Source organism: Chitinophaga filiformis, from assembly GCF_023100805.1.
Classification (GTDB): Bacteria; Bacteroidota; Bacteroidia; order Chitinophagales; family Chitinophagaceae; genus Chitinophaga; species Chitinophaga filiformis_B.
Genome location: NZ_CP095855.1, coordinates 4441659 through 4456680, shown reverse-complemented (window position 1 = coordinate 4456680; position 15022 = coordinate 4441659). Strand labels below are relative to the sequence as shown.

At 48.3% G+C, this 15022-nt stretch carries 3 protein-coding genes; all 3 read right to left on the bottom strand.

The genetic code is table 11. The annotated features are described in order from the left end of the window. Window positions 1-31: 31 nt before the first annotated feature. The 3 genes from MYF79_RS17555 to MYF79_RS17545 all read right to left on the bottom strand — a co-directional run bounded on the left by MYF79_RS17555 (window position 32) and on the right by MYF79_RS17545 (window position 14998). The gene (locus tag MYF79_RS17555; protein WP_247808955.1) at window positions 32-5614 is read right to left on the bottom strand and encodes a PA14 domain-containing protein; all 5583 of its coding nucleotides are present in this window, start codon (window positions 5612-5614) and stop codon (window positions 32-34) included. Window positions 5615-6188: 574 nt separating this feature from the next. Beyond that, the gene (locus MYF79_RS17550) at window positions 6189-6884 is read right to left on the bottom strand and encodes a hypothetical protein (RefSeq protein ID WP_247808954.1); all 696 of its coding nucleotides are present in this window, start codon (window positions 6882-6884) and stop codon (window positions 6189-6191) included. Between the two features lie 2 nt (window positions 6885-6886). Then, window positions 6887-14998: an RHS repeat protein gene (locus tag MYF79_RS17545; protein ID WP_247808953.1), complete on the bottom strand. Its 8112-nt coding sequence runs from the start codon at window positions 14996-14998 to the stop codon at window positions 6887-6889. Window positions 14999-15022 lie beyond the last annotated feature (24 nt).

The window sequence follows — 15022 nt, the reverse complement described above, 5'->3', positions numbered from 1 at the left end:
CTGTTACTGACTTACTTTTCTAAACTGCTGATCAATTAGCGCACACCGCTTTTTGTTTTTTACGGTCTGCTACCTGCCAGTCCTGTTTGTATTCTGTTACACTGGCTTTAATGACCCTTGAAGTATCGTCTATGACCAGCTTCCAGGAGGTTCCGTTCTTCACTATCGGATTATTCAGCATAGTGACCGTTCCCACAGGAACATCCATGTTCCTTCTGCCGGAGCGTACGATCTTCAGCGATACATCATTACCGGTAAATGGCGTTCCGTTGGCGTCTACCAGGTAAATATCGGGTGCAGTGCCTGCTTTTGCATTCGCATCCACCGCATACAGTGTACTGAATGCCGGGAAGGAAGCTATCTCAGGTGAACAATCAGTCCCGCCAGTCTTCACTTTGGAAGCAACGAGGATCTCATCTCCGCCATAGAAATAAGTGGCGGCTGTTGCCTGGCCAAGGCCACTGGTGATCTTTCCTTTGTTGACGTAGATATCGTCCAGCACCACATTCAGGTTCTTATAAGCGCCGCTCATACCTTCGTATGCCCAGCCGGAAGGCCACTCGAACTGGTATACCGGATCTCCAAAGAGGTTCTGTGTGCTGGTCAGCAGTACGCCGCCTGTTTCGCTGTTATAAGCAAGATTGCGGGCCGTTACCCTGCTGCCCTTGTCGGTCACAACGGTACTGTCCAGTATACCGTGGCGGTTGATCACTTTCGTCACCGCCGCAGACCTGAACTTCACTTCTTCCCGCTGTGCAAGGTTCCATAAAGTAGGTATGATCATGATTGGAGGAAAACCGAAAGAGAACAGCTCCGAGTTCAGGTTAAAGTTATTGGCGTTGGTTACGCTCTTATGTTCGCGCATGTCCGTCATGATCTCAATATCCTCGCCGATCACCGCTGCAGTATTGACGGTGCCATCAGGCGCTATCGTGGTGACAGTATTGTTCAGATGTCTGACAGTAGCGCCAGGGTCATCTTCCCTGTAAAAAAACTCCGTAGCTGCAACCGGGTTATCAGGATCACTTTCGGGGTATACCGCCGTTGACCTGGGTTTACCATGCATGTCATTCAGCTCTACTTTAAAGCCCTGGCTTACCGCTACAAAATGACGGGCATTAATGCGCAGGAAATTGGCCAGCGCAGGTTTAAAACGCTTCTTGCCATCTGCCAGCAGGGTCATATCTGTCATAACAGGGAATTCGTAATTTGTATAGAAACAGTATTCCTGGTAACCATTTGCCGAGCGCACTTCCTTGCTGTTGATGGAACGTGTCCTTACCTTCCGGTACCCTATAGAAGGCGCCGGGAAGAAAGACTCACCCAGTGGATACTCCGTATATCCCAGTTCTACCGGGGCCAGGACAGCTGCCTGCTGCGTGTATTCTACCGGCTGCCGCCAGGGGGTCTCATCTCCTCCCAATGTCGGTTCATAACTGGCTACGCCACTGCTGATCGTCTCAACGCCCGCAGCGGTAGTAAGCTGGGTGGTGTATTGATATTCAGTACCATACACCGACTCTTTCTGCTGGGTCATTTTGGTCCAGTTATCGTAGATCCTGATCCTTTTCACCCGCAGGCCGCCACCAAACTTCCGGTATACCGGGCTATTGAGGCGCACGAGCGACCGTAGTGTATCGATCGTTTTCATCCAGCCTTTTGCCCGGGCAGCCACATTGAACGTCAGCATTGTATTGGTGATATTGTCCGCCTGCGACAACAGGACCTTGATCGCGTCGCCCAGGTCTACATTATCTCCCACATCGGAACCCGGGTATGCCTTGGAAGGCAGGTTCAGGCGCAGGTATTGCAGTGCTGCCTGTGCCATAGGACTGAACACGCTCAGCGGATCTCCCACATTGCCTTTGGCATCAATCGCCCTTACCTTGAACCAGATGGTCGACCCATTGTTAAAGAAGCCATAACTGTCGTCCAGTGTGGCATACACCGGCACATATTCATTTCCTGCACCGAATTTATCTGAGGGCACCTGTACGGATAACTTAAAATAGATCTTATCCATCCTTTCCAGGTAACGCCGGTATACTTCTTCATTGCTGCTGACCGGCTTAGGCACGTTCACGGCCACATACAGATAATCAATAAGCCCGTACAACGAGTTACTCAGATCACTGGTGGCAGCCGGTTTAGAAGCTGAAAAGCCAGCCACATGGAACATCTGTGCAGCCCTTTTGTTCTGCACATAAGCATAATCGTCGCTTTCATAATCGATCTTCATATGTCCCCCTGATGGCAGGATAATAGAATCCAGCGTCCAGGCAGCCACGTTCTTAGCCATCTGCGCACTGTCTCTCAGCGTATAAGGATATTCCGCGTTGTAAATAGGATTACTGGCAGTGGCACCCGGGTTCTGCAGGTTATCCTTGTAATTGCCCCAACGGTCATAGGCCTTGCTATTGTAAGGTGGATTGAAACTGTTGTACGCAAATACGTAAGGGTTCCGCTTGCCCTTGTCATTACCATTATAGGTGAACCAGATACGTTTAAGCGTCAGCTTACCCGTGGTATTAATTCCCCTGTTCGAGCCGGGGCACAGCTCATAGGTATATTCAAAATGCACTGTCCTCACGGGTCTGGCAGCAGTATTATACTTTTGAAAATCAGCCTTGTTATACAGGTTGATCTCTTCCAGCTTTTTAGCTACACGTGCCGGCTGTTTGGCGCCATCTTCCGTAATAGCAAAAAGGTCATCCCTGTCGCTCAGTTTAAAAGTAGCGATCATGTTCTTTGACTCAATAGAGTGCAGGTACCACAGCTCTTTATCGCCCGCCACATAACTGCCTTTATCGTCCCTGTTGTCGGTAAGTAAACCTTCACTGTAACTGGCACTGTCATTTGCCGGCGATCTCCATTTATAAGGGTTCTTAATACCTGCTACCTTGGTATAGTTAAACCTGATGGCATTCCCCGGATCATCATCGGAAATACCGTCCCCGGTCAGGTCGGTATAGTCGGGCGACAAGATACCTGTCAGCAGGAATGTATGCGCATAAGCCGGCATCTCCTCACTGTCGAAATAATTATCGTTCCCCTTGTTATTGTTCACGGTATTATCAAGACCGGGCGTGTATTTCACCAATCCTTCCGCCCTTCTTCCTGTACCGGCGGCCACGGAAAACGTGAGGTCACGCTGCTTCAGGTTGTACACAGGAATACCATATACATAGCGGCGGCCGTCCGTATTCAGGACATCTATTTCGGAGATATGATCAGCCTTACGGAAATCGTTCACACGTTTTTCTTTCGACAGATTATTACCTACCACGAAAGTATCTTTATCAGGCATCAGGTAAAGACTTGCGGTCGGAATCACCACTTCCGCAGCGGCTAATGGCCGCCATTGCAGTTTCATGATCACACCACCGCGCGCCTGGTAATACTCCGTCCTGATATTATATAACTGATCTGCCACAAGATTGACCCAGGCAGTATCTTTCATATTAGCATGGTCATTCCAGCGGTCAATGATCAGGGTATCATTGAGATATACCCTTACACCGTCATCGCTGTTGGTACTGAAACGATAAGGGCCCGTGGAAGGCACTTTTATTCTTCCCGTCCAGCGTACCGAGAAATCGTTATCCAGCCTGGCAGCGCCGGAAGGCAGGTTCTGATTGATCTCGTCTTTATTATTGAAGTTGATCGTGGCATCGGTTCTCTCAAAGAGTTTTGTTTCGAATTTTCTTCCCCTGAAATACTCTCCTCTCAGTCCTGCACCATTACCATTCACATCATCGGGGAAGGTATTGCCACAATTACCAATACTATATACATTGCGGGTATAGTTGTCTATATATCTTGACAAACCGGCTACACTGGCTTCTGCTGCGGTCAGGTAAGAAATAACCTGTCCCCGTTTGTCTCTTTCAGTTTTATATACATTTGCTGAGGATAAGGATTTATTGCCCACGAAGCGTTTGTTCTTGTAAACATTCAACCTGTTGGCAGTCTGTATCACAGCACTACTGTTACCCGACTGATAGAGGTCTACCGATACCACATCCTCGCCGCCAACAGCGTCATAGAATGCCCTGGTATTGATCGTCTTCTCTCCCGGGTTCCTGAAATAAACGCTTTCGAACAGTTTGTCCGGTTTCCTGAAGGCAATGGTGGTAGCCAAGGGGTTCTGCTCTATCCAGGGACCGCTCTGTGAATAGGCCCTGGTGATACCGAGGTCCACACCCGCATGCGCCAGGCTACCCAAACCAATATCTACACTACCACGGGAAGAATTGTCGCGCGTCTTTACTGCATGATCGTATATAAATCCAATATCCCCGCGATACGCACGGAACATGCCTCCTGTACCTTCTCCGGTGATGGAGAATACGTCATATGTATAAGAAGGTACTGCAATATTGGGAACGGCAGGTTTTTCCCGGTAAGCGATTTCCTTTTCCCTGTTATAATCCAGCAAAGCGCCTTCATTGCCGTTAGCGCTATGGTAATTGAGATAACCATATGCCGGCAGGGCGCTGCGTTTATCTTCCGGTGCGATGCGTTGTTTGGATACATACCCGCTCACAAACACACTGGGGTGTACCACCTGTGCTTCCCAGCCAACCTTTGCGGTATAATTATACATCGTATTGGTAACCGGCATATTGATGGCAGGTGTGAAAGCCGGATGAGCAAAAGAGATATAAGAAGAAATACCGGCACTCTGTACAGCGGGCCTGTTCAGGTAGTCCATGGTGTATTGCCGCAAACCAGCGGAAAAGGTGAGTGCCTTTAAGCCTTCCCTGGAATTGTAAGACCATCCTGTAGATACACTTCCCCCCAGGCCACCTTTCTGCCTTGCCTGTTCATCGGCAAACTTATATGCCAGTGATCTGCCGATGGTTAGTCCTTCCTGTGAACTGTTGGTGACGGACAAGCCGGTCGTAAACCATCCCATGCTGCTGGACCCAGCGCTGATACTGGTATTCACACTGGTTTCCAGGCCAATACCCTTATATGAGTTATGTAAAATACCCAGGCTGGCGCCAGCGCCGAACTGCGCATACTCGCTTAAACCGGTGATCTCCACATCGGCTCCCACTGTTACGCCTACTGTACGGTTCTCTTTTACTGATACCACTTTCTGAATGGTATCCCTGCCGTTAAAATCGTCCGGCAGGCCACGCATATTACGGGTAATGGCCCCGGGGTTAATATTCCACCCCAGCCCTACCCAACTGGCTTCCTGGTCCATGGAGATACCGCTATTATAGCCGATCGCCAGCGGATAGCCACCTACGTCCATCAGGGGAATGTTGTAGGAAAAATCGCCCGTGAACAGGTCAACCATATTGTTGCTGTTCACAGAGTGGAATGCCTGGCTCTCCGGCTGACCGGGGCCGCCAGCAGCAGCCTCCGCTTTCGCTTTTAAGGAAGGCGCTGCCCCGGCTTTAACAGGGCCTGACCTCGAAGTATTCGCCATACTACCGGCTTCCTTAACAGGTATCACGACAGGTCTTCGCCCCGTATAATTACGACTATCTGCCCGCGCCGAAGCAAATACATAAGCGGGCAATACTGCATCACAATAAAGGAGCGTCAGCATTATGACGGCAAACGCTCTCTTATGTCTGGCAACAATCTCCAGTATCATTGAATGTATATTTTAGTATAGGAAATAGCGTTCCTGTTCCTCCGGAGAAGAGGAATCGTATAGGTCTGATAGTAGCCTTCAGGCTTATTCTCCTGGTATTACAAAATGAGCCGTACGGTAAACATGTCACCAATACACTTATCTGGCGGGCGTTGATGGATAGGGATAACTGATTTCATTGATAGCTTTTTATGATGTTTTTTTTGTTTTTTGCTACGCGAAAGACTGGTGTTGTCAGTTACAACATCAATTAGTGGTTACGTCTTCACTGTTAATGGTAGTTGGGCAACATTACTCGTGTACTGTGTCTCTTATTGTCCTCTTTGTTCGTTTTGTTGCAAACTCGTCTTGGTTGTAAACGTACACACAATACCGTAGATTTCAAAACATTTGGGGAAAAATTATCAAGCGTACCGGATTTGACCTGGCTGGCGATAAGAGGTCCGCCATCTGCTGAAAAAAAAAACGGGGCTGATCATTATTGTTGATCAGCCCCGGGCATCAAACTAATATTCAATAGCCAATTATCTACTTAACACAATACCTTCCAGATACTTATACACCCAATACGGCATCAATGGTACTTACTTAAAATATTATCAAGTTCCCTTAATGCGGTACTATGATCAATAGAAAGGAAATGCGCTCTGATCCGCTGTATCTTTTCCAACATGGCATCATCTTTACATTGCAGCAACAGCACAACCAGGGCCAGTAATCTTTCATTGTTTACATTATGAACAGACAGGGTGGCCTCATAACTTTGATCCAGCATATTCCTGATCTTTTCCAATGTATTGACAGTGTTGAAAAAAGGTATTATATGCTGATGAACGACAGACAGCATCTTTGATGATATATCATCTGATACATCCGATTCCTTTCCCGGCGGAAAATTCAATTTGAAATAATTGAAATTATTACGTTTGGTATAATCAGCAATATTGGGATTCAAGGTTATATCCGCCAACAAGTTCCCCACTATTTTAAAATAAAACATTGACCCTAAAAAACTACGTGTAGACGTTTCCAGTAAGATTTCAGACACCTCTTTGTGATACACATTAACATATAATTCCACATACTTCCCTATTGCACCACTCTCATAATCCGCATAGTCCAGCAAGAGCAGGGAAATTTCAAAGAACAGCTGTGTTTCTTTATCCTGTTTTACATAGCTCTCCTCCTTGCTCCTGTATGCAAATCCAAGGGCCTTCAGTTCTTTGTCAACTTTTGAACGTAGTAATTTTATAATCTCCTTTTTATTCATACTTAATGCGAAATGATTGTTGCAGCTCCCGTACCTGATTCATACCTTACCTCACGCAGCAATGCCCCCTCTGCACTTTGACCGGCGATACCTACTTCTTTGGCAGCTTTACCACCAAAGGCCCCGGCCTGCTTTTCAATGAACAGCAATTGCTGTGGCCCCGACAACACGCTTCCATTGACCTTACTTTCCCAGATGGCAACCACCTTCCCTTCATTGACAACAACAAAATCCAGTTTAGCGTAGTTCGTCTTCGAAAAATAAAAATACACTTGTTTTCCGATAGTTGCATTCGGATATGCATGGCGGATCATGACTTCTGTTAATTCTTCTCCCCGCTTCCCTAACAATGCGCCTGCTCCCTTCGGAATGTCACTGAAAAGCGTTTCGCTGAAGCCGATATTAATACCTGCTCTTGACGGTAGCTTTTGTGGTGTATTAAAACCGGGATTACTGCCCACAGCAGCACCAGTAAAGAAATCCATGATCTGCGGCACCATCACATTACCAAACACCTGCAAATCGCTCCAATCCTTCCCCAATAGATACTGAATAGCAAATGCCTTACCCGATGAGGTGGACATACCCTGAATGAGCTTATCGTTCGACTCAAATCTTGAGAAAAAGGAAGAAGCAAAAGCGCCGGTCCAGGTATCAAGCACCAGTTTCTCGAAATGCGCATAGTCTCCTACTTTCGTATCCTTCGGATATCCACCGCTCGTATACTCTTTTAAGAACCATTCCAGGGCCGACTGCTTCAGCTCAGCAGAAATGTCCTTACGGTTTTTCTTGGGGTCAAAATGTTTTTTGACCACTTCATATGCTGCCACCTTCTCTTTATCGCCACATTTCCCATCCGGGCAATTTCCCTTCGTGTCGCTCACAAGAATGGGGCTATTGGCGAAAGTAGCATAAGGACTTTCACCCGGATTAACAACAGGGTCCATATTCCACCTGCGACCTAATCTGCTGTCATACTCCCAGTACTGAGCGGTATAATTATTAGTGCCGACCCCGATCGATTTCTCCTGTCCGTTAAATCCAAAGCGGTAGTCATTATTGCCGGTCCCCCTGCCGGCCATCTTCATACCGAAAGAGTAGTATTCCTGCGTTGAAAGCACATCCGGCATGAAATAGCTGATCGTAGCGCTGTCGTTCGACACGCCACGTTTCTTATCAGATACCGTTGCCAGCACATTGCCATGAAAGTTGCTTATCTCGAAGGACTTGCTTCCTCTCGTAAAGTTGCCGGCAATTCCGGCGCCCAGTCCGGACATATTTGTCAGGTCAGGCAGGGCAACATTTTGCAGGTCCCTGTTAAATGCGCTCACACCCAGGCGACCAAGACCGTACAGATACACTTCTGTCTGGGTAAGATTCCCGCCATTGACGTTGCTATTCCCTTTAATATAGGTGCTGATCGTATTGCCGGCTGCATCCCGTACATACCAGGTCTGTACACCGTTCACTGTCTGGCTGATACGGTTTCCGGATGCATCATAAGTGTAAGTAACTACCGTCCCATCGCTCTTTGTAATGGAGGCTATCTTGCCGTCAACTGTCCAGACAACGCTGGTAATACCACCCGCATTATCTTTTATCAGGTTACCTGTACTGTCGTAAGCGAAATTGCCTGCCGTCTGATTATCAATATCATCATCGTACCTGCCTGTACCTACTGTATCTGCCACAAAATCGAGCTGGTTCTTACCTGCCTTGTAGGTATAGGTAAGATTGTCCATTGCCAGCGGTTTACCGGCAAATGTGCTGTTGCCGTTGCGGCTATAGGTCAGGATATTGCCGTCTTCATCATATGTAATACCTTCTTTGAAATCCTGGATCGCTACAGGGGTCCATTTATTGGTTGTTGTATTTAATCCGCGGATGGCCTGTGTCCCTTTGAGACGATTCAACAGGTCATAGCTGTAGACCGATAATAAAGACTCACCCAAAGCAGGGATATGCTGACTACCTGCTGCAATATTGCCATTGAAGAGTGACTTAAAGCCAGTGCCCTCAATCGGTGCAAAGGGCGCCTGGCTACCAATCGGGTTATAGTCCCTGATACCATAATAGTACAGACCATAACCAACCGCATCTCTTGCCACAGGGCTACCCGCTGTACCATCCTGGCCCATATCCGTACTGCCACCGATCGAAGTTGAATTCACACCCTTCAGCCAGCCCTGCAATGTGTAAGCATAATCCAGTCCCTGCACCTGCTGTTGCCCCAGTACAAGCCTTGCCAGTGCGCCATGCCTGTAATATTGATAATAGGCATCGTTCTCCCAGTACACGCTGTCTTTGCTGGTCTCCACGTTTATGAGCCTGTTCTCTGCATCATAGGTGTAACGATGATAAAACGCATCTGCCTGGGAAGGCTGATAAGCCACCTGTTTCACATTGCCGCTGATCAGGTCATACTTATAAACAATCTTCTTAAACCTGTTCCCGGCATCGGCCATGCCGCCTTTCTTATAGTCCTGTAGTAGCGTATCTACATTACCATGTACATCGTAACTATAGAAAGTCGCAGCTGTATAGTTGCCGGCGCCCAGGGTAGTCGCATTGTCATATGCCGCGGTCCATGCTATCCTGTTACGCAGATTGCGGGCAGACAGGACCAGTTGTGATAAAGGCGCATAAGGAATATCAAAGGTGGTACGTGTGATCTGTACACAGGTGGCACGGGCACTTGAATAAAAATGCTGGAGGGTGGTCGGGTTGCGGGTGAGGTTGTCGTTCACGATGGTATTGCTCCTCAACTGGCCGATTTCCATTACCCGTCCCAGTCCATCATAAAATGTATAATTGTAGTCGCGCGTTACCCGCTGCTGGGCGTTCTGTGATAATACCGGTCTTCCCAGCTTGTCGTACCAGAACTTACTGATCCCTCCATCCGGCGTTTGCTGTTCCACTATCTGGTTCAGCGTATTGTACCTGTACTGGGTAACTTTCTGATGCGCCGGTACTTTCACCTGTCCGGCCGCTCTGGCAGCCTTCACACTATTCACCCAGGCCGCAGACCTGTCTATTACGACACCAGCAGGAGGTACGGTTTTCACCAGGTTGCCCGCCTGGTCGTAATAGAACAAGGTATAGTGATACTCACTGGTGGTATAACTTACTGTAAATACTTCCCTGTTCGCCGCCAGCAGTCCTGTATTGATATAGTCCTGTCCGAAACTGCCCAGCAGGGAATCGCGGTAAGCATTGTATAACTCTGTTCCTTTGCTGACAGAGAAGAAAGCGGTATCAGAACAGTTATTTACCGTATTCACATCCGTAGGCGGGAATACAGGCGTTGATTTTCCGCATAATAAGGGCCCATCATATACCGGCGTCGGCGTCGCAGGTGGCGTACTGCCACACACACCTGAAACATTTCCACAATTTGCCAGATAGAAACTATCTATCTGGGGCATGGTGTAATTCGTGCCCTGCCCGTAATTCTCATTGAAGTAAACTTCAAACTCATTACATCTGTGCGCCCTGTATCTAACATTCAGGAATGGTGGTATGGCGTTGGCATTGGTGGTGGAATTTGACCAGAACACAAATCCGTTACGCGTGGTTGCAGGCTCCGAACTCAGTCTCATTATTAACCCAAAATCAGTACCACTACGGGAAGCGGTATACATATCCCTCACGAGGTTCGTGCAGACCTGGTTCAAATAGTTGGCGCTACTCTGCGTACTCGTGATCGGAGGTATGGTGAGCGTATTGGCTGCTACCGTTCCTGGTTGCCCCGCCCATGTCGTGACATTGGCTACTACAGGTCCCAGCGAACGGGAAAACAACAAACTAATGGTTCCCGGATTAGCAGCGTAATGCGATAAGGAACCACAGACCAGCTCACCACCAGCAGAGGCGGGTTTTGCAAACAGGTTCATGTCTGCATAAGTGATATTGGCGCCTCTCGCAATTCTGGCAAAATTGAATACAATATTGTCCCTGAAAGTAAACCATACACCGTTGTTCGTCCATACCGATGCTCCCAGGGTCACTGATGAAGCATAGGCCGTAGTCCTGGTGCTCAGCAGGTGTGTGATCCTGAGGGTCGGAGCCGTCTTGTCAACCGTAACAGAATCCCCCAGTGTAACAGGATACAGGCTCAGGAAGTTGTTCCTGATATTAGTAATCGTTGTACAAGTAGCTGATGGTTGCGGCGGCGCCGGGCAATCAGCACGGAACTTCAGGTACTCCCATGCCTGTTTACTGAAGCCCAGTTCATTGTTCATGTAATTGGCAAACAGGGTATTCCGCTTCCGCTGCAGTGTATCCGCTTCTTCTATCGTCGGTGTGATGCCCGGGAACTTATCCGTAAATCTGTTATACGCATTATTCACCACACTGCATGGCACACATATCTCGCCGGTATTACATTGCAATGCCGGCGGCAGACTGATGATCTTTGTGAAGTAAGTACAGCTGCTGGTAGTATTACATGCGTTCAGCAATTGCGTGAGGTCGGCATCCGACATGTTGATCTGCCTTGTACGCGCCAGGTACCCAGCGAAACTGCCATCTGTGGTTTTACCATACTGGAGATATTCAGCCCGCAGGTTATTCAGCTTGCGACACTCGCAGGTATCGGGTTTGGAATATACCGGCTTGTTGCCGTATGCCACCTGCTTGTCATAAGGCGCGGGTGCTGTGATCAGGTATCCATTACAATCCACACCGTTGGAAATGCCCTGTTGTGCATTGAATTCCTCCAGCACCTGCTGGAAGCTCCTATAGGTATAAGTGCTGCCCGGCCTTACAGAGCTGGATCCCATCGGGTGAGAAACATCCGATCCTTCCTTACAGACTTCCACCAATCTCGGGATGAGGATACTCAGCATGGCCTGGGTATACTTACATGGCGCCAGCTGTTTCACCCATGCTTTTGCATAAGCATTACAGTTATCTTCATAATGCCGCTTCACCGCATTATTAGCGGAATCTGACGCTGGTCCTGATTGACCATTATTGAGATAGCCGAGCCCATTTTGCCCCAGGGCGTCTGTTGCATTGTTGAAATTAAGCTGTTTACCGGCAGCCAGCAGTGCTGCGGATGTAGGGTTAGACACACCTGAGGGACAAGCAGCATTCTTTATCTTATTGTCGATAATAGTACGCTTTGCAGACAGGTATAACTGCCTGAAATTACGCCATGCCATATCCAGATCGCCCGTACACAATGCGCTCTCGTTGAAAGGCGCAGTGGCCGCCGCATAAGACGTAATACAGGACGTATTAGTGCCTTCACATTTTAGGGTAGCAGTTGCGGTGCTCCACATGGTCAGTATCTGGCTGCCGGAACCGCCGTTGTAGTTGGTCAGCTTCGCCTGGAGCGCATTGAGCATCTCCGCGCTTTCCAGCGACAAAGGATCTTTGTTAGCGGCTACTATCGGATAAGGGAAGCTGTTATTGCCTGTCGGGTTCAGATACCCTTTGGCTTTCGCTTCTGTATAGGTATCTGTCTTTTCGAAGTCCCTGTCCCATACATAACTTGCCTGGTGCTTCTGGAATTCCAGCCACTTGCAATATTCGGGGTGGAACTTCAGTAATGCCGGAGCCCACGATGCTTTAAACTTTGCAGCGAACTGCTCAGGTCTCAGACGCTGGGGGATCACATATGCATTGCTTAATTCGTCATATGCCAGATCAGGCCTGCCTGCTTCATCCAGGTAAGTAACGGTATCGCGTTTATAAGGCGGCAGCGTATTCTCGTCCGGCTGATAAAAAATGGAATATACATTCAATGTATCTTCAGCGTCGGCATATTGACCGGAAGGCGCAGATACGTCCAGGAGCAGTGCTGCCTTTACATCGGTTGATTCCGTTGTTTTCTCACACAAAGCTTCACAGGCAGCTACCGCCTCTGCATATGCAGCCTGTGCTTCTCCCCTGTAAGTGGCACTATCGGCCGTAGCAATACCGCCCGCGGTCATGTACCTGTTACGGAAATTATCCCATGTGCCGATACTGTCCTGGCAGGCAGCACAGTTAGGAATACATTGTGTATTGGCGAGGAAATCGCGCTGTTGCTGTACAAACTGTTCCAGGGTAGTACAGAGATTCTTCTTCATAAAGACACTGTCCCTGTAGTAGGCCATAGCCTCCCTGTTAACGGTCAGGCGCTTCGTGATCTGGTAGTTGCCTCTGGGCAGACGTAAGGTGAATGCCACCTGCAAAGGTTGGGGCGTATTGCAATCAGGCACGATCGTTCCGGTATAATTGCGGATGATGGTGTCGAAAGCTTTTCCACCCAGGCGGAGGTTATAAGCATCATCTGTGATCTTTATTTCGAGATCATAGAGGGCAGTATAACATACCGTATTGTTATTACAATCTTTCTTTTGTAATACCGGTGGCGCCAGGGAATATTTGAACTGGTAATCGCCATCTATCGCCACCAGCTGGCTCTGGGTATTCTCCATTACCAGGTCTTTGATCACGTTGCTGTTCACCCTTGACAAAGTATCTGTTACGGGGAAACTGGTGTTGGAGGAGAGATTATCCAGGCTGGCGCTATCCGGGGTACCAGCCAAAGCAGTAGCCACGGTACGGCCATACATATCGAGGTAGGTAATGGCATATTGACCATTGGCGTCCTGCACCATATTTTTGAAGTAATGGCTTTTGTCGCCCGCCTCCGTACCAAACAACACATCCAGGTCATTATCGCCCGGAGCGCCATAGTAATATCTCGTTTCATGATTACTTCCCATCCTGAAAACAGGTCCGAGGCCACTCTGCCGGCTGATCCTGCCGGTGTTGTCCTGTGTGTATACCGTTTCAGTAAAGGCGAATCCACCTGCATCGGGAATAAACTGGTTAATACCTGTGTTCTTTTCCGGATTGTTGTTGGAATAATACTGGTTCGCTCCGGTTGCAGACGACATCTGGCTGGCCCTCGCCGTAAGGTATTCGGAAGGCGCATTCAGCTTGTCGTAATTAGACTTGTCATATTCAGCGCCATTCAATGCGCTGTTAAAACGAGGTGAATATTTGATCACCGAATTGATAGACGGCGCAGGCATCACCTGTATAGCTGCTCTTCCCTGGTAATCATAAAAGGTTTCGCCAACGGTTGTCTTATTGGTCGTATTGTCTTTTGTGACCAGCTGCCTGCTACGCAGGCTACCATCATAGTACTCCACTACCGCCTTGCGCTTTCCCTCTTCGGCATAATTGACCGTCATCTGCCAATTCAGCTTTCGCTGGTGACCGGTGAAATTGTAAGCACCCAGTCCGCCGCTATAGTCAGAGCTCCAGGCCGTCTCCACCCTGCTTACATTGCTTTTCTGTTGTACTGCCCGGACCCTGAAGAACAGGATGCCACCATTATCATACAACAGCGGGATACGGTAGGTATTATCAGCAAGCGTTACGCGGGTGGCATTGTTCCTGAACAACAATACCGGGTTGACAGGATTGCCATATTTGTTGTTGGTATAAGCAGAAGAATCCACATACGCCCATTCCAGATCATAGACATCAGCACCGGCAGTAACAGGCCAGGTAACAGTCAGCTCGTCCGTAGAATCGGTATTCGCCGCGTTGACAGCGCTGATATTCTTCACCGCATCGTCTGTACAGGATAATTTATAGACGGGAGTAACCCGCATCTCATTCTCCATTACGAGTGCATTCAGCACCCTGGCGGCAGCTGTCACCGAAACACTGATCACTTTTACTGTGACCTTGTGCGCGTTGGCAAACACGAAACTGCTCCTGTTGGTATAACTGCCTGCCGCATCATAATTGATAATGAAGCTTTTGTCGACAGAGTCTATCGTAAAGTCGGGCTTCGTATATATCAGCCGGGCATTAATGGTAGCGCTGAACTGCGCGGGCAGGTACACGTTACTGTATTCGTTCACCTTAAAGGTGACAATATTTTTTACCTGGTAAGGCGTATCCAGTTTAGCGATCTGCGCCGGGTTAAAGTAAAGGCTGTCCTGAACAGTGGCAGCAGAATCTTTCGCTAACTGACCTCTGCTACCGTCCAGTATATTTCTCAATGTTCTGACAGTACCTGTTTGCGCAAAGCTGCTGCCGGCTGCCATCAGCAGCATCAAAACCGTCAGCCATAAAGCGCTCTTTCTTGGCAAAGAATGCATAATATCTTATTTAATAGGGGTACC